We start from the raw sequence: 25,802 nt of genomic DNA, 5'->3' as shown, positions 1-25,802 counted from the left end.
CGACCGCCGTCAGGTCAGTGCCGGCTGGGTGGCCCTGCGCACGGGTCGGATCCGAATGCCGAACTCCGGGCGCAGGTTCACCGACGCCAGCGGCACAACCAGGTGCGCGCTGTCCAGCTCGAGCCGGAAGCGTTGCACGGTCATGGCCAGGATCAGCACCATCTCGGTCATCGACATGTCCTTGCCGAGGCAGATCCGCGGGCCGCCGGAGAACGGAAAGAACGCGAACTTGTGCCGTTCGGCCACTTCCTTGTCGGCGAAGCGCTCGGGCCGGAACTCCGCCGGGTCGTCCCACAGCCGCTTGTCGCGGTGAATGTAATACATGCACAACGTGACCCGGGCGCCCGCCGAGACCTGATACCCGCCGATCTCGTCGTCGGCGATCGGCGTGCGCTCGACGATCCACGCGGGCGGGTACAACCGCATCGTCTCCTCGATGACCATCCGGCAGTAGCCGAGCTGCCCGAGGTCGGCGAAAGCCGGGGTACGGTTGCCGAGCGCGTCGCGGACCTCGCTTGCGAGGCGTTCCTGGATCTGTGGGTGCGTGGCCAGCAGATAACACGCCCACGACAGCGCATTGGCCGGTGATTCGTGACCCGCCACGAGCAACGTCTTGATCTCGTTGAGCAGGTCTTCCTCCCGCATGCCCTGCCCGCCCTCGTCGCGGGCGCGGACCAGCGCGGTGAGTACGTCCGAGGTGTCGCCGCCGCCCCTACGTTCCTCGATGAGCTGCCGTACGACGTCGTCGAGTTCGCCCACCTTGTGGGCGACCCGCCGCGCCGCCGGCGTCGGGAACGACTGCGGCAGCTTCACCGGGGCGTTGACCCGCTTCATGATGAACGCGAAGGCGGCTCGCATCGCATCGGTGACTTGCGTTGTGTCCGTGGACAAGTCGATGCTGAACAGAATCCGTCCGGTGACCGCGAGCAGCAGCTCGACGTAGTCGTCGTAGATGTCGCGATACTCGCCCGCCGCAGCATCCCAGCGATCCAGCATGGCCGCCGTGCTGCCGGTGATGTCGTCGGCGAATCCCTTGACGTGCGTATGGGAGAACGCCGGGCTGATCAGCTTGCGCTGCTTGCGCCAGTAGTCCATGTTGTTGGTGGTCAGCTGGCCGTCGCCGAGCAGGATGCTGAACTCGTCGTAGATCGGGCTCTTACGATAGTTGGTGTAGTTGTCCTTGAGCACGTATTCGGTCAGCACCGGATCCGCGACCAGGTAGACCAGCATCGGCCCGGCCTTCACCCGGACCACGTCGCCGTAGCCGTCGAGCAGACTGCCTACGGTGGCCAGCGGGTTCTTCGCCAGTTTCGGCAGTATACGGCCGGTTTCGACCAGTCCTGGACCAGGGGCTTTCATGGTGGGACCTTTCACTTCAACAGCTTCGCGTGCTTGCGCAGCTGGTTCACGTAATCCTGTTTCTCCACCACGAGCGGGTACTGCTCGGCGTGGTAAAGACGCAGTCCGGCATACAGATCGGGCTGCGCACCGTGGGTCGCGCGGACGAAGCGCTCGATCCGTTGCGGCCCGGCCGCTTTCGCCTGCACATAGTCGGCGACGAGTTCGGCCTGGTGGGTGTAGACATCCCAGTGGGAGCCGATCGGGCGCACCATCCCGACGACGAACAAGCCGAGCGCACCAGGCGGAAAGATGTTGAGGTACAGCCCCGGTCGCAGCGCCCCCTCCGCCCAGTTGAGGTGCACGCGGTCGACCACCGGATAGTTCGGCACGAAACCCGTTGCCAGGATGACCATGTCGACTTTCTCCTCGCTGCCGTCGGTGAAGGTCGCTCGGTCGTCCTCGATCGCGGCGATATCGGGTTTCGGCACGATGTCGCCGTGCGTGTAGTAGTGGTGCAGCTGATCGCCGAGCATCGGAATGACGATGCCGTTGTCGAAGTCGGGCACCGGCAGTCCGAATGATCGGGATCGGCGGCGCAGGTAGGAGAACAGCGTTTGGAACGCTCGCTTGCGCATCGGCCGCCACATGTGTCCCTGCAGCATGCTGTCCGTTGGCTGCCCGAGCAGATACTTCGGCATGCAGTAGAACCCACGCCGACTGCTGTGCAGAGTCAGTGCCGCGTTCACCGCGCAGTCGGACAGGATGTCCGCCGCCGACTGCCCGGCGCCCACCACCAGGACGCGCTTGCCGATGATCTGTTCGGGATGTCGGTACTCGCTCGAATGCAGCACAGGCACTGTGCTATTGCCCGGGATCTCGATGCGGCGCGGGGTCCGGTCGTGCCCGGTGGCGATGACCACGCCTGCGTACGGCTTCCTGGTGCTGTCACCGAGGGTCACGTCCCATCCGGCCTCCGGTCCGTCCGCGGCGGGCTCGATCCGCCGCACCTCGGTGTTCAGCCGGATATGGGGTGCGAGTTCGTTGGCGTCGACGTAGTTCTGCAGGTAGCGCAGGATCAACTCATGACCGGGATAGTCCGGATAGTCTTCCGGCATCGGAAAACCCGGAAACGCCTGCACGCCTTTCGAAGCGATCACATGAGTATTGCGACTGACCGGCGAATCCGATCTGCGCGCGTCCCAGATCCCGCCGATCCCGTCGGTCGCCTCCAGCACCTCGAACGCGATCCCGCGCGCGGCGAACGCCTGGGCGGTCACCAATCCGGCCGCACCGGCGCCGATCACACAGTAGGTGTTCATGCCGCACCGACCGGTTCGGGTTCCGGCGCCGCGACGTCGCGGGCTTCCCCTGCCTCGGTACCGCCGCTCGCCCGCCAGGCCACCGCGAAGCAGGTGACGTAGATGATCGTCTGCGCAACCAGGGTGAAGTACACGTTCTCGTTGTAGACCGCGACAAGAAGCCAGGCCACGGTCAGCAGCGCGGTGTTGCGCTTGCTCCCCCGCATCAGGCCCGCGTATACCGCGAACATCCACACCGCGCCGACCGCAATGTACACCCACGGCCCGAACGGCGCCCGGAACGAGGCCAGCGTGAGCACCGCCAGCCAGATGGCGAGGTTCTCGGCCCGGAACCTCGCACCTTCCGCTCCGGCGCGCAGCCGCCGGTGGATCCGCACCGCGGTGACTGCGACCAGGATTACCAGCAGCAGCGTATAGATATTGGTGATGAGCCGGGCCGGTCCGGTGGGATCGCCGATGTCCCAGCCCATGATGTTCGCCTTGTACGGCAGCCCATAGGGCGAATAGTTGACGAGCTGATTGGCCCGTTCGACGAGCACGAACTGATGGAACTCACCGCTGGCCAGCTTCTGCCAGGTGCCGTCGGACAGGAACAGCCGCCACGGCTCACGTCCGAAGATGAGCAGCGTTGCGAGCGAATAGATTCCACAGAATGCGGCGGTCCACGCCGCGGGTCGCCAACGTCGTTGTACGAGTAGATACACCAGCAGGATCGCCGGTGATACCTTGGCGATGATCGCGAATGCCAGTGCCGCGCCGCCGAATATGTTGCGACGCAAGTGGAACAGCACCATGGCGCCCGCACCGCCGACATACAGGATCAGCACGTGGATATTGCCGATCTGCAAGGTCGCCAGGGTGGGTAGGCTGAGCCACACGACCGGCGTCAACGCGGCGAGCACGCCGCCCTGCTTACCGCCCACCCAGCGGGCGATCCCCAGCATGCCGATCAGCACGATGGCGACGTACAACGAGTAATACAGCGCCCGCAGTGTGCCGAAATCGTGACTGAACACCAGCAGCAGCCGTGGCAGCAGCAAGAACGGCGGCGGGTACAGATAGGCGTCCCGGTCCTGCGGCAGCACGCTCGGCAGCACCGAATCCGCCTGCGGGGACTCGTACCGATGCCGGTTGTACAGGTTGGCCGGGTCGTGCTCGGCGACCAGCGCACCGCTGACATAGCCGGTCAGATGGGACTTCTTCACCAGGAAGTCGTCCTCGGCCGACAGCGAACTGTCCACGTTGTTCGCGTCGAGAATGAACTGCGTCAGCCGGGCGAGCACCAGCACCACGGCGAGGATGACCACACTCCACAGCACCCGCACCACGATCGGCTTACTGCGCACCACGTGCCGCCATTCGACGGGAACCGACGGTACGAAAAGGACGAACAGTACTGCCGCGCAGAGGATTCCGAGCAGCGCGGTAACCGCACCCGGTAGTCCGGTGAGCGACAGTGTGATCATCACGATGGGGACGAGAATGCCGACGACGAACACCGCGTACATCGCAGCGTAGTAGTCGAGTGCGCCACGGAACCTCGTCCAGGTCCTGGATATCATGTACAACCTGCGCTTTCCAACTTCAGCATGGTCCTGCCCGAGGACGTCGCGGTGGTCTTATCTGATCTGCGCGCCGATGCGATCGGCGAGCTCCGGGACGATCTGCGCCACTACCTCGTTGGGCGTCGGCGCGTCACGGATATCGGCCCCGACCTGTTCGGCGGCGGCGCGGAACCCGGGTTCACGCAGCAGCGTCCCGATGGACTCGGCCAGCCCGTTCGTATCGGCTTGCGCGGCCGAATCTTCGGCTCCCTGACCCGCGCCCGCGCGCACTATGCCGCGGGCATAGTCGAACTGGTCGAACATCTGCGGCAGCACCAGTTGCGGCAGGCCGTACCAGCCGGCCGTGAGGCCGGTCGTCGAACCGCCGTGGTGCACCAGGAGATCGCATCCCGGCAGGAACAGTTGCAACGGCACCTCTTCGACAACGCGGATGCGATCGGGCAACTCACCGACGAGCGCCCGATCGGTGGCGGAGAGCGCGACCACGATCTCGGCGTCCGCGACCGCGGACAGCGACTCGACAATCGCACGCAGTGGGCGCGGCCCGGTCAGGCTCAGCGTGCTGCCGCCCAGACAGACCGCGATCCGCTTGCGCCCCTGGTCATTTCGGTGCCAGTCAGGTAGCACGCCGGTCCCGTTGAACGGGATGAATCGGATCGGCGTGCCGGGCGGCGCGTCCGGCGCCTGCACACTCGCCGGGCAGATGTCCAGCACGGCGACGGGGTCGGCCAGCTCACCACCCGCCTGCGCGACCAATGCCGCGGTACGTTCCATGAACGGCCCGCCGGTCGGATCGATGCCCCACCGGTGCACCAGCACAGGCAGATCCAGGACGGCTCCGAGTGCGCGACCGACGGTCGCCAGCGGGTCGGTGAGGACGACGTCGGCACCCCAGTCCCTGGCCACGTCGGCGAACACGTCGAGGTACCGGGTCGCGTGGTTGCACCAGTTCTGCGCGGCGATATGCCACAGACCCTGACCTGAGGCCTGATCCCGGTCGGCGAACAGCGGTAGCGGGAACATACTCGGGTTCACCTGGGTACGCAGCTCGTCCATCGGCACGTTCAGTGCCGCCAACTCGACTGCGTTCAACCCGGAACGCCGCGCAGTGGCCGTGACGTCGCTGCGCGAGGCGACGAGCACATCGTGACCGGCCAGCCGCAGCGCCCAGCAGAACGGCACCATCGCCAACAGGTGCCCGGACGACGGTACCGGGACGACGAGGAATCTCATACCCTCACTCCTTCGGCTTCATCCACTCCATCGGATTGGTATGCCGCGGCACCCATGCTGGAGCGGATTGCTCGCTGTTGCGGCGCTTTTCGATGACGACGATGTTGTGGTAGAAGTGCACCGCGCCGATCCACTCGTCGTGCGGGCGAGGCTGCCGCCCCGCATCCTTCTCGAATTCCTGATGGTGCAGCGCGTCGACAAGAGTCTTGAGATAGCCGACTGTGGTCGCCGGACTGTCGAGTTCGGTGCTGCTGCCGCCCCAGCCGGTCCAATACGAGGTCTGAGTGTCCTCCACCACATACAACCCACCCGGACGCACGTGGGCGAACAGTGCCTCGAACGAGGCGATCACATCGCCGCTGATATGGCTGCCGTCATCGATGATGATGTCGAACAGACCGAGCGAGCCACCGAGTTCGGCAAGCAACGCCGGATCCCCCTGGTCGCCTTGTAGCGGCTGCAACCGTGGTTCGGCGATGCCGGACTTGTCGAAGTAGTCCAGTCCATACACCATGCCGCGACGGAAGTACTGCTTCCATATGCGCAACGAGGCGCCGCCGACGTTCGGTGCCTGATAGCCGCCGATACCCAGCTCCAGCAGCCGCACGCGACTGTTGCGCAGCGGTGCGAAATGCCGCTCGTAGTGCTCGGTGTACCAGTGGCCGCCCCACTTGTCCGAGCCGAATCGCAGCGACAGCGCGCCGAGGTCGTAATGATGTGTGGCGCAGGCGGTCACGATGCCGTCAGCGGCGCGCGCCGCGGCATCCCGCGCCATCCGCCACAGATCGTCCGGCGCGAAACTGCCCGGCCCCGGCTCGTCCTTCAGCGCGATCGAGCGGGTACCGATCTCGGCGTCGGGCGGCCCGTACACCACGCGCAGCAACTCCACCAGATCCTGCTGCACCACCAGCCACGGATCCTCCAGAGTGCCGGGGGCGACGGCCGGGTCCTCGGCACCGAAGGTGACCAGGTAATCCAGTTGCTTACCCTCGTGGGTCAACTCGAATACCGCGGTGACCGGCCGACTCGGCGGCACGCCGTCGCGGGCCCGCCAGGCGATTTCCTTCAGCACCGCATCGATCACCGTCTCGGTGCCGATCTCGCCCAGTCGTGCCGCCGTCTCCTCGTAAACCCCATCCGCGATGGAGATCAGTTGCGCGGCAAGGAGATTCTCGTCGTTGAGGTTCACATCATCCATCCGTTCCGCCGGTGACCACCGGCCTCGCTTCGTCGACCAGGCACACCCCTTCAGCCGCGAGCATGGCTCGAACCAGGCCGCGGAAATCCACTGAGGGCCGCCATCCCGTCCGCTCGCGCAACCTGCGCGCGTTGCCCACCAGTGGCTGCTGGTGGCGGGTCAGCATGGCGGGGCGTTCGCGAACATGTTCTCGCCAGTCCAGTCCGGCCATACCGAACGCGACCGCGCAAAATTCCGCGACCGTGTGATATTCACCGGTCGCGACCACGAAGTCGGCCGGTTCGTCGAGGGCGAGGATCCGGGTCATCGCCTCGACGTAGTCCGGCGCATATCCCCAGTCCGCGCCCGCATCGAGCCGGCCGAGTACCAACTCCTCCGCTGCGCCCTGCTGGATCCGGGCGACCGCTCGCACGATCTTGCGACTGACGAATTTCTCGGCCCGCAACGGTGATTCGTGGTTGAACATGATCCCGGTCGACACGAACACGCCACGGGCCCGATAGGCCCGGCAGGCCAATAGGCCTGCGGCCTTGCTCACCCCATAGATCGACTGTGGCCGCAACCCGCTGTCCTCGTCCCGGTCGGCGCCGTCGCCGTCGCCGGGACCGAACATATGCGAGGAGGCCGCATAGAACAGCCGGGTGCCGGTCTCATAACGATCGATCGCCTCCGCAAAGTGCTGCACCGACAGCGTGTTCACCCGGTGCGAGTCGCGGGCCAGCTCGCGCGGATCCACCGGCGGATCCTGCGAGGAATGCTGGACTGCCGCAAGCAGATACACCTGCCGCGGTCGCTCGGCCGCAATCAGCCTCGCGACCGATTCGGCGTCGGTGATGTCGACCGGCCCAGCGCGACTGAGCGGAACCACCTGATGGCCACGCGCGCCGAGCAGGTTGGTCAGCAGCGTGCCGTCCTGTCCCGATGCGCCCGTGACGACGATGGTCATCTCATACCACCTCCAGCTCGGGCAGTGGGAATACGAGATGCCCACCGGCGGAACGGAACTCGTGCTCCCGCTCGACCATCATCGAGCGGAAGTGCCAGGGCAGCACGAAGTACTGGTCCGGCGCTTGCTCGCGCGCCTGCGCCTCGGACACGATCGGGATGCCGGTGCCTGGCGTGCACTTGCCGAACTTGTCGTCGTTGACCTCCGCTATGCACGGCAGATCCGATGGCCCGATCCCGCAGTGTTGCAACAGCACATTGCCCTTGGTGGAGGCGCCGTAGCCGAGCGTGCGCAGGCCGGCCCGCTTGGACCGGTCGAAGAACGCCCTGACCTGCTCCCGATGCTGATCGACCCGCTTCGCGAAGTCGGCGTAGATCTCCGGTGTATGCAGGCCGAGACCGGCTTCCTGGGTGCGCATCCGCGCCAACTCGGCCGCATCAGCGGCGGTCGGGGCGTCCTGCTTGCCGAGCGTCAGCGCGAAACTGCCACCGTTGATGGTGTTGCGCTCCACCTCCAGCACCACGAAGCCACATCGCTGCGCCATCCACTCGATCTGGTCGAGGGTGTAGTACTCGAGGTGCTCGTGACAGATGGTGTCGTAGGACGTGGTGGCCAGCATGGCGGGCAGATAGCTCTGCTCCAGTACCCAGATGCCGTCATCGGTCAGGCTGGCGTGCACGTCGCGCATGAACTCCAGCGGGCTCGACACGTCGTAGAACATGGCAATCGACGTGATCACCTTGGCGCGCCGGCCGTTCAGCAGCGCGGCAACCAGCTCGCGGGAGAAGTATCCGGTCGCCAACCGCACATGCGGGGGGTAGAACTCCCGGAATTTCTCTCCCAGCGGATCGATGCCCACGACGGTGGCGGCGTCGGCCGGGTACCACTTCAGCAATGTCGCGTCATTGCTGCCGATGTCGATCACCACATCGTCGGGTCCGAGGTCGACCCTGGCCCGAATCCGCGCCACCCGACGACCCAGATGGTCGATCATCGAGCGATTCAGGCCGGAGCGGTATCCGTAACCAGCGGAATACATTTCGTCGAAGTTCGCAGTATGCCGCAGCTGCACCAGCCCGCACTCCTCGGCTCCGGTGCGCACACAGCGCACCAGCTCCAGCGGATAGCGCGGCACCTCGAGCGGGTCGGTAGCCGGGAACACCCCGGTCAACGCCATCGTGCCGAGATCGACGACCGTTTCCAGCCGGGTGTTCTCGCACACCCGGCAGCGTTCAATCTGGCATGATCGGGGCCCTACGTGGTTACACATGCTGCCTCCTCCGGGCCTGACCTCTCATGCAGCGGTGCACCGCCAACGCTTCCGTCACACGTTCTCCATATCGTGGGCAACCATCAACTCCACCAACTCCGTGAAACTCGTCTTCGGCTCCCACCCGAGCTTCTCCTTGGCCTTGCGCGGATCGCCGGTCAAATGGTGTACCTCGGCGGGCCGGAAGTAGGTGGGATCCACCTCGACGAGCACCCGAGAGGTGCGCCGGTCGATCCCCTTTTCCCCGAGTCCTGTTGCCTCCCAAACCAATTCGACACCAGTTGCCAAGAACGCTACCTCGCACAGCTCGCGAACGCTGTGCGTTTCTCCGGTCGCAATGACGTAGTCGTCCGGCTCCGGCTGCTGCAGCATCAACCACATCGCCTCGACGTACTCCTTGGCGTAACCCCAGTCCCGTCGCGCGTCGAGGTTGCCGATGAAAAGCCGATCCTGTTTCCCCTGCGCGATTCGCACCGCACCGCGAGTCACCTTCCTGGTGACGAAAACCTCCCCGCGCCTGGGTGATTCGTGGTTGAACAAGGTCCCGTTGACCGTGTACATCCCGTAGGCCTCGCGATGGTTCACGGTGATCCAGTACGCGTAGAGCTTCGCCACGGCGTATGGCGAGCGCGGGTGGAACGGCGTGTCCTCACTGAGTGCGACATCATGCAAGCCGCCGTACAACTCCGACGACGACGCCTGGTAGAACCTGGTCGCGATGCCGGTCTTGCGGATGGCGTCCAATATCCGCAGCGTGCCGATCGCATTGGTCTCCGCGGTGAATTCCGGTATCTGGAACGAAATGTGCACATGCGACTGCGCGCCGAGGTTGTAGATCTCGCTCGGCCGCACCACCTCCAGTATCCGGTTGAGGCTGCTGGAGTCCATGAGATCGCCGTAGTGGAGAAACAATCGGCGTTGCGAGTGCCTTTCGGAATAAAGGTGGTCGATACGATCGGTATTGAAATTCGACGCACGCCTGACTATTCCGTGGACCTCATATCCCTGTTGCAACAGGAATTCGGTCAGATATGATCCGTCCTGGCCGGTGATGCCGGTTATCAAAGCCTTCCTCATCAAACCTCCAACCAGAGACTAACGGTTGTAGAAATCATGGGCAATACCTATATTTCGGTCGCCGGACATACTAAAATTGGACCGCATGAGCACGGCCTCCGAAAGAACTCTGATAATGATTCCGACGTACAACGAGCGTCGCAACGTCGGGCCGTTGCTCGGTCAAATACTCGACCAGGGCACCGATTTCGATGTGCTCTTCGTCGATGACAACTCGCCGGACGGCACCGGCGAGCTGCTGGAGGATCTGGCGAGGGAGCACGCTCCGCGGATTCACGTGCTGCACAGGCCGGGTCGCAAAGGCGTCGGCTCTGCGCACCAGGACGGTATCCGATGGGCCTATTCCGAGGGATACGACAACATCATCACGATGGATTCGGATTTCGCACATCCGCCGTCGTATCTGCCGGCGCTGCGAGCCGCCTCGGCCGGATTCGATATCGTGGTCGGATCGCGGTACCTCAAAGAGGACAGCCTGGCCGACTGGACTCCCTTCCGTAAGATCCTCACCCGGGTCGGGCATTTCCTCACAACGACACTGTTGCGGATGCCCTACGACGCCACCGGTGCTTTCCGATTCTACCGGCTCGACGCCGTTCCGGTCGGCGCTTTCGACCGGGTGCGGTCCACCGGATACTCGTTCTTCTTCGAAAGCCTCTACATCATGAACGCCAACGGTTTCCGCATCCAGCAGATACCCATTCACGTGCTCAACCGCACGGCGGGCGCGTCGAAGATGCGCACCCGCGACGTGGCGACCAGCGTTCGATTTCTGCTCGTGTTGTGCGCGGAGAAGTACCTCCGGCCGAGCAGGCACCGCCTCAGTTCGCCGGCCCACCATTGATCCGCCTCCTCGAAAGCCAGTCGATCACCATCGCCGCGTCCGGCCAATCGGACTCGGTGACGGTGGCCGGGAATTGGTCGTCGACGTAGTCCTTGGCGAACTCTGATCGCGACCCCACCGCATCCCGCACCTCGGCCAGCGTCACCGTGTTGCGTGCGCCCACCTCACGCAGACCGCTGCTGCCCGAGTGGCGGGCGATCCATTCGGCGCACCACTCCACCGGGGCGAAGCTCTGCCGGGATCGCCCGCTGGCGAACACCGGACGGCCGGCCGCCATGTCTGCCAGCACGCCTTTGCGGTAGTCACCGCCATACATCGGGCCGAGCCGGACGATGAAAGTGTCTGTGCCGGTGCATAACTGCTCGGCAGCGGCGCGATTGCGGCCGTACACGGTGTCGAGTTGGGTGCGGGCCGAGATGCTGCTGATCTGAACGAACCTGTCCCACCTCCACGCATCCCGCAGCCACTCGGTCCTGGTCACCGTCTCGTCCCGGTCGGCGGCCGGATTGTGCTCGGCCCAAAAGCGTTTCGACGGGCACGCCGCATTGACCAGCACGGAGTAGCCGCCCGCGGTGCGCAGCCGCTCGTGGTGCGCGCGGACCACGGGCACCACCTCGTAGTCGGGGTGCTTGCCGAAAGCCTCGACCAGCGCCGCGCCCACGTAACCCGCGGCGCCGACGACGGCCACCCGCAGCCGGGACATCACCCGTTGCCTTCCAAGGTGTGTGGCAATGGCGCCACCTGGACGATCGGCGGATCGCACTCGTCCCACGGTTTGGTCAGCATCGCGATGAACGTCAGCGGCGTGATCGAGTACACCGTGTGCATCACCCCGATCGGCGTGCGCGTGCAGATCCCCTTGGACACGTGGATGAATTCCTCCGGGCAGTCCGGATCCTCGTGGTCGTCCTTGGTGACCAGCACGCCATTGCCCTCGACGAACAGCAGATACTCGACGAAATGCGGGTGATAGTGCAGGCCGCGCACCTTGCCCGGATGCATGTAGATCAGATTGAACTCCAGCAGCGGTTCCGGAGGCACCCAGGTGAATATGCCGCCGCGGCCGTCGCGGACGGTGTCGAGATTGCAGGACGGAGTGAGGACTTCGACCTTCATGGAGTGATCCCTTCATCAGGCGGGTACCGCGTTCGGATAGACGGTGCGCAGCTTGTCGGCGATGGAGTGGACCAGCGCGTCGCGCTGGTCCAGGAGGAAGAAGTGACCGCCCGGCAGCAGCTCGATGGAGCGAACCCCCGGCAGCACATCGCGCCAAGCCTCGAGTTGTGTGGCCGCCACCTGGCGATCGTCCCGTCCGCCGTAGAGGTGGACCGGGCAGGTCGGCGGCGGGTGCGGGACGAACCGATAGTCGTCGAAGATCTCGAAGTCGCTGCGCAATGCGGGCAGGAACAATGCCATCACCTCCGGGGTATCCAGGACCTCGGGTGGGATGCCACCGTAATGCCCTACCGCGGAGAGGAATTGATCATCCGACAGGCTCGACAGACGTCCCGGTCGCGGTAGGTGCGGTGCCACCGACGCGGCGAGGAACAGAACCTCCGGAGTGACCCCCGCAGGGAGTCGGCGCGCGACCTCGAAGGCGGTCAGCGCGCCGAGGCTGTGGCCGAAGAAGGCAAACGGCAACTCGGCGAGCGAAACCACCTGCGCCACTGCGGCATCCACCAATTCCCCGAATCCGCGCATCGGTGTCTGCCCGAGATGCCGGTGCCTGGCCGGCAATTCGACGGCGCACAACTCCACCCAATCGGGCAACCGGGTCCGCCACGGCGTGTAGGCCGCGGCCTTCCCACCCGCGAACGGCCAGCAGAACAGGCGCAACCGCGCAGGTGTGGTCTGCCGCCGTTGCAACACCAGCCGATCCGCGGTGTCGCCCGCACCGAATGTGATTGATACGACCGGCTGTTCGGGTGATGGTGTGGGCCGTCCACTCGGCGTGGGCGGCGGGGCCTGCGTCGTCGGCATGCTCGCCGCTGGTGGCACCGGCCGCGCACTCGGCATTCGCGCTGGGGTCGGCTCCGTGCGCACAGCCGCCTGCGGTGGCCCGGATCGGAACATCGCGAGATCGCCAACTGTCACCAGTCGCGACACCTCCACCCCGACTGCCGCGAAGAACTTCGACAGGGGCGCCGAAGGGCCGATTTCGACGATCGCCGTTCCGGTGCGACCGAGTGCTCGCATATTGTCCTGCCAGCGCACCGGCGCGCTGATCTGGCGGACGAGATGATCGGCGAGTGTCTCGGGCTGGTGGAACTCGCCGGTGAAGTTCGAGGTCACCGCGGTCGCACGGTCCACACGCAGCCTCGGCGCGCAGTCGGCGACGTACCCGGCGAATTCCGATTCGATCGACCGCATCAACCGGGAGTGGAAGGGTGCACTCACCCGCAGTGGAACGAACCGCAGCTCCGGAAGACGCTCGGCAAGCAGCACTCTGGCGGCCGCGACGGCCTCGGTGGCGCCGCTGATGACGAGCTGCTCCGGCGAGTTGTCGTTGGCGACCTCGGCGCCGACGCCGGCGACGAGTTCGGCCACTCCGTGCGCGGCGATGTCCGGCAAGATGAGCGCCGCCATCGCGCCACGGCCCTGCGCCACCGCCCGCTGCATGAGCGCACCGCGGGCTCGGACCAGTCGGACCCCATCGGCGAACTCGAGGACCTCGGCCGCGACCAACGCGCTGTACTCGCCGAGACTGTGTCCGCCGAATGCGACCGACCGCACACCGCATTCGGCCGTCAGCACCCGATGTGCCGCGATCTCCATGGTGAGCACACAGGGCTGGGTGTACTCGGTGCGATGCAGCCGCTGATCCCGTTCGACGCAGATCCGCAGCAGATCCTCCCCTACGGCCTCGGCCGCCTCGTCGAAAATCGCACGCGCGAGCGGGAATTCGGCGCAAAAGTCCGCGCCCATCCCGACCCGCTGCGCGCCTTGACCAGGAAAGACCAGGGTGCACTCGGCATTCATCGCCCTACCTCCACGGACCCCATCGGCAAGACGAACGCCGAATATATGGGTCTCATCAGCCCCGCCCCTCCAGCCGCGACTCCCCCTCGTCGGGGACCGACCTGTGGACTGCTCGAGGCAGGTGGACTCGGGACGGCGTAATGCCCACTCATCGCGCAGCCTCGACAGTCGATTCGGCCGTCTTCGGCGCCGGGATGTAGCCGACCTCCGCGCAGTGGGCCAGATAGACCTGGACCAGCCGCTCGGTCGGCGGACAGTCGATGCCCGCCGCGCCGAGCACCCGCCGGGTGTACGCGCCATCGGCGTAGGAGCTCTCCTCGTAGTGGATGAAGCCGAAGAGCTCGATGCCGTACTTGAACATCTCCAGGGTTTGGCTGTCGTAGACCTCGTCGGTGCCGCGGCGATAGATCTGCCGTTCGGTGGCCCGGCGATGGAATTCCTCGAGCGGCACGAGATCTACGTCGTACCCGGCCCGTTGGACGTAGCGCACGACGTCGTAGTAGCGCCGGATGTCCGGGTTGGTCAGGTGGTAGGTCTCGCGATAGGTCGGTCTGCGCAACCCGATGTGCACGATGGCCGCGCTGACATAGTCGACCGGGGTGATGTCCCAGTGCACCGGCGTCAGCATCGTCTCGCCGGTCTCGATCATCGTCTTGAGGATGTCGTAGTAGGCACCCTTGACGCTCACCTCGGAGAACGGGTATCGCCCGGTGACGCTGTCGCCCATTATGTTTCCCGGACGCACGATGTCCCACAGCAGGCCACGCTCGCCGGCCGCCCTGATGAGTTTCTCGGACTCGTATTTCGTTTGCTGGTACGGCAGATGGTCGTAGCCCTGGCCCAATTCGAGGTCGCGCTCGCTGAACGGCGGGTTGTTGAAGTTGAGCCGGTCACCCAACGCACTGAAGCTCGAGATGTACACGAGGTACTTACCACGCGACTGCAGCGCGAAATCAACAGCGCGCCTTGTGCCTTCGACGTTGATCGGTGCGAGCGCGTCGTAGAAGGTGACAAGCGTGGTGCGACCCGCGGCATGGATAGTCAGGTCGACCTCTTGCGCGATGCGGCGCCAGGTCACCTCGTCCAGGCCGAATCGGTCGTTCGATACATCACCGAGCACTGGCGTGACCCTGGCCGCGAAGGCGTCGTCGAGGGCGCCGTCCGGGTCGTAGGTGGCAAGGAAGTGCTTGATCCGTTTCTCGGCCGCGGCCAACGAGGTGCCACGCACCAGGCAGGTCACCCGAACGTCGGTGTGCACCAGCAGATCGTGCAGCACCTTGCCGCCGAGCACACCGGTGACGCCGGTGATGAAGACCGACTCCACTGCGATCGGTGCATCCACGGTGACGACGGTGATGTCGTCCTGTGCAGCGGCCGCGCGGGCGGTTGCCGTGCTCTGCGGAGCGCCGATCGGCGGGGTCGAGGAAGCGATGATCCCTTCGGCAACAAGGTAGTCGGCCAGTGACCTGATCGTCGGATACAGCTCGATCGACTCCGCCGGAATCTTGACCTCGTGCAGCTTCATGAGCCGGTTGAGCATCCGCACCGTGGCCACGGAGTCGAAGCCGAAGTCGACGAAATCCGCGTCCAGCTCGAGTTCTGTCGGATCCGTTTTGGTGAGATCGGCGAAGATATCGCGGATCTGCTCCTGCAGTAGGGCGCGCAGCTCTTCGTCGGGTTCCGCAGACGCTGCGGGTTCCGGGTCGGCCGCAATCGGGAAGGCAGCCACCGCAACGCCGTTGCCATCCTCGGTATCGGTGTTCGCCTCGCCCGACTCCGGGATACTCTGCGCGGCAGCACTATTGGGTCGGTGGCCGTTACGCGGGCCGGAGTCGGCCAGCTCGGGGCTCTGCGCAACAACCGTCTTCGCCACCAGTTGCGGCATCCCGGTGGGCTCGGTGCGGCGACGGTAGTCCTCGGGCACGATCCAATGCCTGCGCCGCGCGAAAGGGTAGGTGGGCAGGCTGACGATGCGCCCGAAGGGGCGCTCGTAGACCCGTTCCCACTCCACTGTCCACCCGGCGGTCCACAATTCGGCCGCTCGCGGCAGGTTGCCGGAACGCAGCAGGCCGCGCAGCTCGGTGCGGTCCGCCTCGGATTCACCGGGCAACTCGTCGAGATCACGATGGGTGTGGGCCACGCCTCGGAACACCAGCAGCCCCGCCGCGGGCACCCGCGCAGCGGGATCGGCCGCACTCTCCAGCAGCGCGACCAGTTCCGCCGTCGAGGTGGCCACCACGGCGAGCCGATGCTCGAACGGCGCACGGCCGACGGCCAGTGTCCAGGCCACATCAGCGAGTGGCAGCGGGTTCTCCCGCAGCCGACGAGTCAATCGGCCGACTGCATCGGTCAGGCGATCGGCATCGCGCGCCGACAACACCACAAGCCGCGGCCGGCCATCCGGCTCGAATGGTGGGAGCTGGTCGGCGTCGGTGAGAATCACATGGGCATTGGCCCCGCCCGCACCGAACGAGCTGACCGAAGTGATCCGCGGTGTGCCGTCATCCGGCCGCGGCCATGCGGTAGGTGTGTCGATGATGCGGAACGGGGTCGCGGCGAAATCGATCGCCGGGTTGGACGGGTCGCTGTGCAGGTTCGGCGCCATCGTGTGGTGGCGCAGTTGCAGCAGCGCCTTCACCACGCCCGCGGCACCCGCGGCCGCCTCCAGGTGCCCGACACTCGATTTCGCCGAGCCGATGCCGCAGTAGCCCTGCTCGGTCGTAGACCGGCGGTAGGCCCTCGTCAGCGCCGCGATCTCGATCGGATCGCCGAGCGCGGTACCGGTGCCGTGCGCCTCGACGTAGCCGATGTCGCGGGCATCCACCCCGGCCGTGGTCAGTGCGCGGCCGATGAGATCGGCCTGGGCCGTCGGATTCGGCACCGTGAACCCATTGGTGCGGCCGCCGTGGTTGACGGCGCTGCCGCGGATCACGCCGTAGACCCGGTCCCCATCGGCGCGGGCATGTCGTAAAGGCTTGAGCACCAGGGTGACCACGCCCTCGCCCGGCACGTAGCCGTCGCCGCCTGCGCCGAACGAGCGGCAGCGGCCATCTGTGGAGGCCCACCGTCCGTAGCCGAGCAACAGGTACTTCCCCGGGTGAATCGACACATTCACACCGCCTGCGAGGGCATATGCGGATTCACCGCGGCGCAGACTCTCGCACGCGAGGTGCAGGGCGGTCAGCGAGGCGGAGCACGCCGTGTCCACCGCCATGCTCGGGCCGCTGAAACCGAGGTGATACGAAACCCGGTTGGGGATGGCGAAATAGCCGGAGATCGGCACACCGACGAAGGCTTGGTACTCGGCATACCCGACACCGGCGAAGACGCCGGCATCGACCAATCCGCGTGCCCGCGCTCCGGCCCGCACCCGATCCGGCGAGTAACCGGCGTCTTCCAATGCAGCCCAGGATGTTTCGAGGAACAGCCGCTGCTGTGGGTCCATCTCCTCGGCATCTTTCGGGGTGATACCGAAGAATCGTGCGTCGAACTTGTCGACATCATCGATGAAGCCACCCCAGCGCGCATAGGTGGTGCCGGGCTCGTCGGGGTCTTCGGAGTGGAAAGCACGATGATCCCAGCGGTCCGGCGGCACCTCGATGATGCAGTCGCGGCCGGAAACCAGGTTGGCCCAGAATTCTTCGATGTCCTGCGCCATCGGGAATCTGCCCGCCATACCGATGACGGCGATTTCGTCGTCCACGTCGGGTCCGGGGCTGGTGGCTACTGCATCGACAGTGGCTGTGGCGGCGGAGGCCATGCCGGTCCCGTAGCCGGTCGGCTCGGATGACGGGGTAGCGGTGGCGGAGGCCGGTGCGTCGGGCGCTACCGGCCGCGCGGCCGCGATGCTCAGCGTCGCCAACCGTTCCGGGTGTTCCTCGCTGAGATAGCCCGCCAGCTCCCGGACGGTCTGGTACTCGAAGAACAGGGTGCTCGGCAGTGCACCGAAGTCCGACTCGAGCCGATCGTTCATCCTGCTGATGAGTACCGAATCGATCCCGTAGTCCTGCAACGGAATACGTGTGCGAATCCGGTCGGCATCCAGTCGGCAATACACGGCGAGCAGACCCTTGAGATACTCCTGCACGCTCTGCTGGAGGGGAGCATCGTCGGTGGACGCCCCGGGCCGAGGCGCCGGTTCCGCAGTGGGTGCCGGTGTATCGACGTGCGTCGGTCGAATCGCCGGCTCCGCAACTGTTGGCGCTGCGGTGGTGATCTCGGATGCGGCGCCGTCGTCGGGCACCCAGCACCGTTCCCGCTCGAACTGGTATCCCGGTAGGTGTACCCGCTGTGCGAATTCCGATGACCAGCCTGCGAATTCGACTCGTTCTCCTGCGACCCATCGCCGCGCGGCCGCGTTCGGATCAGCGACCACCGTCGCGGATTGCTCCGCAATGATGGTGTCGGGGATCAGACCGGTGAAAACACGTGTCGGAGTGTCGCCTTCGATATAGTCGGCCAGGCGGGCCGCGAGGCCGTCGACGGAATCCGCGACGATCGCCAAGCGGTACTCGAAGGCCGCTCGGCCGAAGGCGAGGGTACGCGCGATATCCGGGAGCGTGACCTCAGGGTGCGCGGCCAGATGCCTGCGCAGCGCCCGCGCCGCGCGACCGAGGCTGTCCGCAGAGCGAGCCGAGAGCACCACCACTTGCGCTCCACCGCTGCCGGTGTCTCGATGGGGTGCCCGAACCGGCGGGTGGCCGTCTACGACGAGATGGGCGTTGGTGCCGCTGAATCCGAAGGAGCTGACGGCGGCGCGCCGCGGCCCGTCCGGCCACGCGCGCAGGTCGGTATTGACGAAGAACGGCGAATTCGCCAGATCCAGTAGCGGGTTCACCGAATCGACGTGCAACGAGGGTGGAATCTGCCCGGCACGCATGGCCAGCAGCACCTTGAACAGGCTCGCCATCCCGGCCGCGTGCGACGCGTGCCCGATGTTCGACTTCACCGAGCCGACCGGGATGGTGCCTAGCGTGTCGGTGTAGTGGCGGAATGCCGAGGTGAGTGCCGCAATCTCGATCGGGTCGCCCAACCGTGTTCCGGTGCCGTGCGTTTCGATGTAGCCGATGCTCGCCGGGTCGATTCCGTTGGCCCGATAGACATCGAGTTCCAGCTCGGTCTGGGAGCGGGTACTCGGTGCGGTTATGCCGTTGGTGCGACCGTCGTGGTTCACTCCGATGCCACGAATCACCCCCTGGATCGGGTCGCCGTCGCGTTCGGCAGCGGCCAGGGGCTTCAATACCACCACCCCGACGCCTTCTGCGATAACGAACCCGTCGGCGGAAGCGTCGAAGCTCGCGCAGCGGCCGAGTGGCGACAGCATCCCCATCGATGCGGCCAACAGGTGGTACTCGGGCGTCACGAAGACCGCCACCCCACCCGCCAACGCAAGCTCGGATTCACCGGTGGCGAGGCTGCGGCAGGCCTGATGCACCGCGACCAACGCCGACGAGCATGCGGTGTCGAGCCCGAGACACGGTCCGGTGAGATCGAGGTGGTAGGCCACCCTGGCGGGCAGGATTGCCGGGCTGTTGCCGGTGAACATATGGTGCGAACCGAACTCGGCGCGGCTGCGGAGCAGGGTCGCGTAATCGGATCCAGGCGACCCGGCGAATACGCCACATCGGCTGCGCCGCAAAGACTTGGGATCGATCGCGGCGTCTTCCAGCGCCAGCCAGCTGTGTTCGAGGAACAACCGCTGCTGCGGGTCCATGTAGTCGGCCTCGGCGGGCACCAGATCGAAGAACATCGGATCGAAGCGGTCGACGTTGTCGAGGAAGCCGCCCCATTTCGAGTAGGTCTTGCCCGGCGTCACCGGTCCCGGCCGGAAATAGTCGGTGATCGGCCAGCGCGACGGCGGAACCTCGGTCACCGCATCCCGTCCGGCGGCAAGATTTCGCCAGAATTCTTCGAGGTTCGCGGCGCCGGGGAACCGCCCCGACATTCCGATGACAGCGATATCCATCGACTGCGGTGCCGTCCTTCTCGCAGGAATCGACGGTGCAATCGCGGGGCGGGCGGATGCCGGCGTACCGGGTGTTGTGGCGACCGGTGCGGCGGTGTCGGGTGCCGAGGCTGCGGCCGCTGACGACGCGTCGGTGGGTGCCGCGGCGGCGATTGCGCCGTCGTCGGCGATCCGTCGGGTCAGTTGCCGCACCGACGGGTGATCGAAGACCGCTGTCGGCCGCAGTGACAATCGGTAGCGGGCATTGACCCGGTCGATGATCTTGACCGCGAGAATCGAGTCGACGCCGTACTCGGACAGCGGTAGCTCCGGATGAACGTCGGCACCCGACACCCCGAGCCCCTCTGCAACCATGCCGGTGATCTCGGCTTCGAGGCTCGAAATGTCCACCGAGTTCACAGGATCAGCCGACGCGGGCGGCGTCGCGATGCCAACCGCATCCTGCGGCGGGAAGGCGGCCACGAGCGCGGGCGCGGCGTCGCTCACCCCCGCCAGCAGGCGGAAGCTCGGCTCCGTGTCGGCGAATAACCCGGGACCCCAAGCCTGCACACCGGTGAAGCCTGCGTTCGTCAGCGCGACGTGCCACTGATCCTCCGAAAGCAACGGCGAGTGCGCGATCCGCAGTTCGGGATCCCGATACCCGTGCCAGCCTTCGAGCAATCCGAATGTCAGCGCGAGTACCTCCAGATCGGTGGTCGCCTCGGTGAACGCCAGCACACCCGCCGGCGCGAGCAGACGGCGGACATGATGCAGGGCAGGTCCGATAGCCCGCACCGCGTGTAAGACGTTGGCGCACACCACGAGATCGGCACCCTCGACCGGAAACCCCTGCCGCTCCGGATCGACCTCGATATCGAGCACCCCGAAACGCATTCCGGTCTGGTCGGCGAAGGTACGCCGGCCGTGTGCGACAAAGCTCTGCGCCACGTCGGTGTAGTGGTACTCGAACGGCACTCCGGAAGCCACCAGCGCGGCTACCACGGCGTGTGTCGAGCCGCCGGTGCCCGCGCCGACTTCCACCACCCGCAGCGGCAGCGCATCGCCTGTCCGCTCCTGGTTGTCGGCCCGCTCCCGCGCGACCGCCGCCACCAGATCTGCGAGCAGACCGTTGGCGAAGTCATAGGCCGCGTTCCCTCGGTAGATCGCGCCGACCAGCTCGAGTTCGCCGCGCGGGAACAGCACCTCGGTCGCAGCCAGCTCGCCGCGCAGCACCTGTGGGTAGGCGGTCAGGCAGGCGTCGAGCAGCGTCACATACGGTTCGGTCTCGGGGAATCGGGCGAGCAGATCCGCGCGCATCCAAGTCGCTCCCGGCGCTGGCCCGGTGACCACGATCCCGGCACCTGCGTCCCGCACCAATCCGTGCCGCAGCAGGATGTCGAGGCAACTGGTGAGCAGTCGCTCGAAGCGGGCCAGCACACCGAGGCGCCCCCGCATCGATGCGGCCGACCACTCCCCTGCCGCAAGTCCGAGGTCGGTCAGCACGCCGAACAGGCGTATCGCCGCGTAGCGCGCCAGCTCCGCTTGTCCGGGCTCGCCGATCCCGCCCTGGCGCGGGCTGGACTCGAATCGTGCCACTGCCGCGTCGAATTCGGACTTCGGTGGCGCGCTGATCCAGTAGTCCCGTTGATCGAAGGGGTATCCCGGCAACGGTACCCGTCGGGCTGGTTCGGTCCAGTCGACGGCGGTTCCTGCGACCCACTGCCGTGCCGTCTGCTCGGGGGAGGTCACCGGCCCGAGTTCTGTCGACCGCGCACCGGCGCCCAGTGTTCCGGTCACCACGGGGCTCGCCTGGTCGCAGAGGTACTGCTCGAGCGCGATTACCACCGCATCGGGGCCGGTCGCGACGACAGCGAGCCGATGCGCGAGTGCGGGCCTGCCGACCTGCAGAGTGCGCACCGCATCGGCGAAATCGCCCGGATCCAGTGCGCGGAAATGCCGGGCCATCGTCTCGGCGTAGCGCCGGAGTCGGTCGGACGACCGCGCCGAGAGGACGAAAACCTCCGGCTCGCCGGTCACCGCGGGCCGCGCCCGCTGGTCGATGAACTCCGCGAGCACCACATGGGCGTTCGCACCGCCCGCACCGAAGGCGCTGAGCCCCGCACGGCGCGGCCGCGCAGCGCCCTCGACGATGGCGCGCGGCCAGTCTTCGAGCTGCTGTGGCAGATGGAACGGCACCGTGTCGAACGCGATCGCCGGATTCACCTGTGCGGCATGTAAGGTCGGTGCGATGCGGCCGTGCCGGAACTGCAGCAGCACCTTGGTGAGGCCCGCTATACCCGCGGCCGCCTCCAGATGCCCGATATTCGATTTCGCAGAGCCGAGTGCACGCTGAAGCCCCTCGCCGATGGGCCGCCCGAATGCCACTGCCAGGCCGGCGATTTCGATCGGATCACCGAGCGCGGTTCCAGTACCGTGCGCCTCGATGTAGTCGATCGTCCCCGGTTCGACTCCGGCCGCGCGTAGCGCCTCGGTGATCACCTCGGCCTGCGCGCCAGGATGGGGCACGCTATATCCGGCGGTCTGCCCTCCGTGATTCACCGCGCTGCCCAGCACCAGGCCGTGGATGGTGTCGCCGTCGGCGAGGGCGGTAGGCAGCGGTTTGAGATAGATCGCACCAACCCCTTCGCCTGGCACGTACCCGTCGGCCCCCGCACCGAACGACCTGCACCTGCCGGTGTCCGACATCATGCCCAAACTGCTCAGCAGTAGAAACTTGTCCTGGTGCAGCAGCAGGTTCACGCCACCGACGATCGCCGCGTCGCACTCGCCCTCCAGCAGACTGCGCCGGGCAAGATGCAACGCGGTCAGCGATGCCGAACATGCCGTGTCTACGGTGAGGCTCGGCCCGCGCAGGCCGAGGGTGTACGACGTCCGGTTAGCGATGGACGACGGAATCGATGCCACCGCAACGGGATCGCCGGTGCGTGTGGCCTCCACTCCGAGTAGCCGGTAGTCGCTCCAGGTCGCGCCGACGAATACGCCGACCCGCCGATCCCGGACAGCCGGATCCTCGTGGTGGTAGCCGGCGTGTTCGAGCGCCGCATACGCCTGCTGGAGGAACAGCCGCTCCTGTGGATCCATGAGTGGGGCGTGCGCAGGCGGGATGCGGAAGAATTGCGGGTCGAAACCGGCCACGCCCCGCAGAAACCCACCCGTCATCGGTGGGGAGCCTGCCGAGCGATGGGCGGCGGTGAGCCACCACCGCTGGGCCGGGACGGGTCCGACCGCGTCGTGCCCGTCGCGCAGGTTGTGCCAGAACTCGTCGAGGGTGTCGGCATCCGGATATCGACCGCTGATGCCGACAATGGCGAGGGCGGTGTCGCTCTCGGCGCCGCTACGCTGCTGTGCGGGTTCGGGTTCGGCGGGGTGCACGGAGGGAATCTCGGTTGGTGTAGCCGCAGAGGAGGTCGGACCCGGGTGTAGTCGTGCACGCACGGCTTCCGCGTCGCCCCAGACACAGGCCACTTGGGCACGATCGGCCGACGCGGCCGACATCAGCAGGTCCAGCCCGATGTCGGTGGGCAGCAGACCGATTCCCGCCCGCCCCAACGCCTCGATCTGCTCGGTGGGCGCGCGCATCCCGCCCTCGGCCCACAGCGGCCAATTGATGCTGATCACCCGCGGTGATCCCGCGGTGTTGTCGTGCAGTTCGGCGAAGGCATCGAGATACCGGTTCGCCGCCGCGTAATCCGCTTGTCCCGGATTGCCCAAGACCGCGGAAACCGACGAGAACAGCACCATCAGACGCGCCTCCGGAACCGCCCGGATCAGCCACTGGGCACCGCAGAGTTTCGGGGCGAGAACCGATCTCGCCACATCACCTGTCGTGCTGGTGAGCAGACCGTCGTGTAGCTCTCCGGCGCCGTGGTACAGCGCATCGACACGCCCGAAGGTGGCGCGTGCGATAGTCGCGACTCGTTCGACTTCGGCGGCGACAGCGATATCGGCCCGCACATGAACGGCTTCGCCGCCGAGGCCGGTGATCTCGGCGAGCAACCTTGCCCCCGACTCGTCGAGCGGACTGCGAGACACCAGTAGCAGCCGGGCCCGGTACTCGCGCGCGAGCTTTCGGGCGAGTTGCTGACCGATGCCGCCGAAGCCGCCGGTCACGATCGCCACCAGGTGCTGTTCGAGCAGCGGGGCGGCCGTTCTCGTTGCGGCAAGGGAAATTTCCCCTGGTGTGCGGACCTCGCGGCGGCCCGCGCGATAGCGGATCTCGGTCGCCGCGTCGTGGTCGTCGATGGCGAGTTCGGCAGTGATCGCGGCATCGAGATCGGCGGCGGTGTCACACAGCACGGCCCGGACGATCGGCCGCGGCAGCTCGAGCCGGACGGTGCGCGCGAAGCCACCGATCAGCGCGCTGCTGAGCTTTCCCGGTGTGGACGCTGTGGAAAGGACCAGGATCCGTCGCACGGGCGCGTCCGGAACATCCGCCACGGCCCGCACCAACTCGCGTAACGGGAGGTACACCTGCTCCGCGATCCGGTGCGGGTCGGCCTCGGTTCCCGTGTGGCGCTCACTCCACAGATACACCGCCGCGTCGAAGGTTCGGCGGCGGGTGGACAGCTCGGCGAGCAGTAGCCGCAGATGCCGCGGGTCGGCCGGATCGACAACGAATTCGGAGGAACCTGAGACAAATTCACCACCGGGCCGAACGCGGACAACCGTCGCCCGCCCCTGGTGCCGATACGGCTGATCCGCAGTGTCGAAGACGAGCAGGCTGTCGGGCTCCCGTCGCCGGTACGGCGTATCCGCCTGCTGCCAATCGAATCCGAAGGTGACCAAACTGTCTCGGCGCAGTGCGACCGGCGCCGCCGCCACCGGCGCCGTCGCGGCTGCACGGTACCGCGCGCCGACCGTGTCGGCCAGATACCCGGCGAGCGCATCGATGGTCTGGTACTCGAACAGCAAGGTCGGATACAGCGGTTCACCGACCCGGGCTTCCAACTCCGCGGTCAAACGCAGTAGTCGGCTCGAATCGAGGCCGAGCTCATAGAAACCCACGTCGGTCGCGACCCCGGTGGGGTCGATGGCCGTCTCGGAGGCGACAAGCACCACCAGGTCCGCGGTGATCACCGCGCGCGGATCCCGCGTATCCGCCTGCCGGCTCGGCGCGAACCCGGTCTCGGCCGGTGCTGGCCCGCTCGGACCGGTCGAGGCTGGCGCCGCCGGCGGTGCCGCGTAGGACTCGGTCAGTAACCGATGGATATCTGCGCTGCCCCGAACGCGTTTGGAGGTCAGCCGATAGTCCGCGACCGGACGGCCCGCCTCGTTGTATAGCCGCACCTCGGCTCGCAATAGATCCTGTGCGTGGCCGGGGCCGCGAACCGCGGCATGCACCAACACCCGCTCCGGCGTCGGGCGCCACGCCCGAACCTCGCTGAAGTGGATCGGAATGAACGCGCTGTCGTCATCGATGCCCAGTCGATGCGGATCGACGAACGGCACGATCGTCGACGCATCCAAGAATGTCGGATGCAGCAGGAACCCGGGCAGGTGCGCCGCCCCTTCGGCACCCAGCGTCAGCTCCGCGGTCACCACATCCTCATGACGACCGAAAATGCCTGCGGCGCGCATGAAATCGCGATGCTCGATGCCGCGGCTACCGCTCTGTTGATACATCTCGTCCAGGCCACGGGCCGCGACCAGCGCTGCCCGAACTGCATCCAGGTCCATGGGTTCCGGATCCGTGACTGAATCAGACCGTGCGACAACACATTCCGCAACCAACTCGATCGGCCCGGTCGGTTCGCCCGAGTCGAGCCGCTGCACATCGATCCGAACGCGACCGCTGCTGGCCTCCACCCGGAATGCGATGCGGACCGCGCCGCCGGAGTCCAACGCGACCGGCCGGTGAAAGAACACCTCCCGGATCACCAGGTCCGCCGGCGCGTAGCCGGCTGCCATCGCGGCACGCAGAATCATGTCGAGATACACCACACCGGGCAGAATCCGCACCCCGTGCACCCGATGGTCCCGCACCACCGGATCGTCTGCGAGAACAGTGGTGGCGAAACTGTCCAGCTCGATCCCACTCATGCCCGCGCCTCGCTGACGCTCGGCTG

Annotated in this window: 13 protein-coding genes; 1 reads left to right on the top strand and 12 read right to left on the bottom strand. The window is 66.4% G+C overall.

The features are described from left to right. Positions 1-9: 9 nt before the first annotated feature. From ACLMAL_RS28100 to gmd, 8 genes are all read right to left on the bottom strand, one after another. Positions 10-1,359 carry a cytochrome P450 gene (locus tag ACLMAL_RS28100; RefSeq protein WP_412001837.1) on the bottom strand — a complete coding sequence of 450 codons (1,350 nt, stop codon included), beginning with the start codon at positions 1,357-1,359 and terminating at the stop codon, positions 10-12. 11 nt (positions 1,360-1,370) lie between these two features. After that, entirely contained in the window at positions 1,371-2,660 is a 1,290-nt protein-coding gene (locus ACLMAL_RS28095) for a flavin-containing monooxygenase (protein ID WP_412001836.1), read from the bottom strand. After that, the gene (locus ACLMAL_RS28090) at positions 2,657-4,222 is read right to left on the bottom strand and encodes a glycosyltransferase family 87 protein (protein ID WP_412001835.1); all 1,566 of its coding nucleotides are present in this window, start codon (positions 4,220-4,222) and stop codon (positions 2,657-2,659) included. The genes ACLMAL_RS28095 and ACLMAL_RS28090 overlap by 4 nt, the downstream gene beginning before the upstream one ends. A gap of 57 nt (positions 4,223-4,279) precedes the next feature. Next, positions 4,280-5,458 carry a nucleotide disphospho-sugar-binding domain-containing protein gene (locus tag ACLMAL_RS28085; RefSeq protein ID WP_412001834.1) on the bottom strand — a complete coding sequence of 393 codons (1,179 nt, stop codon included), beginning with the start codon at positions 5,456-5,458 and terminating at the stop codon, positions 4,280-4,282. A 4-nt stretch (positions 5,459-5,462) separates the two neighbouring features. Next, positions 5,463-6,656 carry a class I SAM-dependent methyltransferase gene (locus ACLMAL_RS28080; RefSeq protein WP_412001833.1) on the bottom strand — a complete coding sequence of 398 codons (1,194 nt, stop codon included), beginning with the start codon at positions 6,654-6,656 and terminating at the stop codon, positions 5,463-5,465. Next, positions 6,649-7,602 (bottom strand): GDP-mannose 4,6-dehydratase, encoded by a 954-nt coding sequence (locus tag ACLMAL_RS28075; RefSeq protein ID WP_412001832.1) that lies wholly within the window; start codon positions 7,600-7,602, stop codon positions 6,649-6,651. The genes ACLMAL_RS28080 and ACLMAL_RS28075 overlap by 8 nt, the downstream gene beginning before the upstream one ends. Position 7,603: 1 nt before the next feature. Then, positions 7,604-8,824, bottom strand: coding sequence for a class I SAM-dependent methyltransferase (locus tag ACLMAL_RS28070; RefSeq protein WP_412001831.1), 1,221 nt, complete (start codon positions 8,822-8,824; stop codon positions 7,604-7,606). A 102-nt stretch (positions 8,825-8,926) separates the two neighbouring features. After that, positions 8,927-9,949: a GDP-mannose 4,6-dehydratase gene (gene gmd, locus ACLMAL_RS28065; protein ID WP_412001830.1), complete on the bottom strand. Its 1,023-nt coding sequence runs from the start codon at positions 9,947-9,949 to the stop codon at positions 8,927-8,929. Positions 9,950-10,034: 85 nt separating this feature from the next. Here gmd and ACLMAL_RS28060 point away from each other — a divergent pair, with 85 nt between their 5' ends. Further along, positions 10,035-10,793: a polyprenol monophosphomannose synthase gene (locus ACLMAL_RS28060; RefSeq protein WP_412001829.1), complete on the top strand. Its 759-nt coding sequence runs from the start codon at positions 10,035-10,037 to the stop codon at positions 10,791-10,793. Here ACLMAL_RS28060 and ACLMAL_RS28055 read toward each other — a convergent pair. The 4 genes from ACLMAL_RS28055 to ACLMAL_RS28040 form a co-directional block, all read right to left on the bottom strand. Next, positions 10,771-11,496, bottom strand: a complete 726-nt coding sequence (locus ACLMAL_RS28055; protein WP_412001828.1) for a hypothetical protein — start codon at positions 11,494-11,496, stop codon at positions 10,771-10,773. The genes ACLMAL_RS28060 and ACLMAL_RS28055 overlap by 23 nt on opposite strands. After that, positions 11,496-11,909 (bottom strand): hypothetical protein, encoded by a 414-nt coding sequence (locus tag ACLMAL_RS28050; RefSeq protein WP_328402094.1) that lies wholly within the window; start codon positions 11,907-11,909, stop codon positions 11,496-11,498. Before ACLMAL_RS28050 ends, ACLMAL_RS28055 begins: the two co-directional genes overlap by 1 nt. 15 nt (positions 11,910-11,924) lie before the next feature. Further along, positions 11,925-13,772 (bottom strand): thioesterase domain-containing protein, encoded by a 1,848-nt coding sequence (locus tag ACLMAL_RS28045; RefSeq protein WP_412001827.1) that lies wholly within the window; start codon positions 13,770-13,772, stop codon positions 11,925-11,927. Between the two features lie 148 nt (positions 13,773-13,920). Next, on the bottom strand, positions 13,921-25,776 hold the full coding sequence (locus tag ACLMAL_RS28040) for an SDR family NAD(P)-dependent oxidoreductase (protein WP_412001826.1): 11,856 nt from the start codon (positions 25,774-25,776) through the stop codon (positions 13,921-13,923). Between the last annotated feature and the right edge of the window lie 26 nt (positions 25,777-25,802).

The sequence above is a fragment of the Nocardia sp. CWNU-33 genome, from assembly GCF_046764895.1.
In the GTDB taxonomy this organism is placed as follows: Bacteria; Actinomycetota; Actinomycetes; order Mycobacteriales; family Mycobacteriaceae; genus Nocardia.
This window is presented reverse-complemented; position numbering and strand designations above follow the sequence as displayed.

Excerpts from the sequence above, each read along its gene's own strand:
- ACLMAL_RS28100 (WP_412001837.1), bottom strand. The coding sequence starts at position 1,359 with ATGAAAGCCCCTGGTCCAGGACTGGTCGAAACCGGCCGTATACTGCCG.
- ACLMAL_RS28095 (WP_412001836.1), bottom strand. The coding sequence starts at position 2,660 with ATGAACACCTACTGTGTGATCGGCGCCGGTGCGGCCGGATTGGTGACC.
- ACLMAL_RS28090 (WP_412001835.1), bottom strand. The coding sequence starts at position 4,222 with ATGATATCCAGGACCTGGACGAGGTTCCGTGGCGCACTCGACTACTAC.
- ACLMAL_RS28085 (WP_412001834.1), bottom strand. The coding sequence starts at position 5,458 with ATGAGATTCCTCGTCGTCCCGGTACCGTCGTCCGGGCACCTGTTGGCG.
- ACLMAL_RS28080 (WP_412001833.1), bottom strand. The coding sequence starts at position 6,656 with ATGGATGATGTGAACCTCAACGACGAGAATCTCCTTGCCGCGCAACTG.
- ACLMAL_RS28075 (WP_412001832.1), bottom strand. The coding sequence starts at position 7,602 with ATGACCATCGTCGTCACGGGCGCATCGGGACAGGACGGCACGCTGCTG.
- gmd (WP_412001830.1), bottom strand. The coding sequence starts at position 9,949 with ATGAGGAAGGCTTTGATAACCGGCATCACCGGCCAGGACGGATCATAT.
- ACLMAL_RS28060 (WP_412001829.1), top strand. The coding sequence starts at position 10,035 with ATGAGCACGGCCTCCGAAAGAACTCTGATAATGATTCCGACGTACAAC.
- ACLMAL_RS28055 (WP_412001828.1), bottom strand. The coding sequence starts at position 11,496 with ATGTCCCGGCTGCGGGTGGCCGTCGTCGGCGCCGCGGGTTACGTGGGC.
- ACLMAL_RS28050 (WP_328402094.1), bottom strand. The coding sequence starts at position 11,909 with ATGAAGGTCGAAGTCCTCACTCCGTCCTGCAATCTCGACACCGTCCGC.
- ACLMAL_RS28045 (WP_412001827.1), bottom strand. The coding sequence starts at position 13,772 with ATGAATGCCGAGTGCACCCTGGTCTTTCCTGGTCAAGGCGCGCAGCGG.
- ACLMAL_RS28040 (WP_412001826.1), bottom strand. The coding sequence starts at position 25,776 with ATGAGTGGGATCGAGCTGGACAGTTTCGCCACCACTGTTCTCGCAGAC.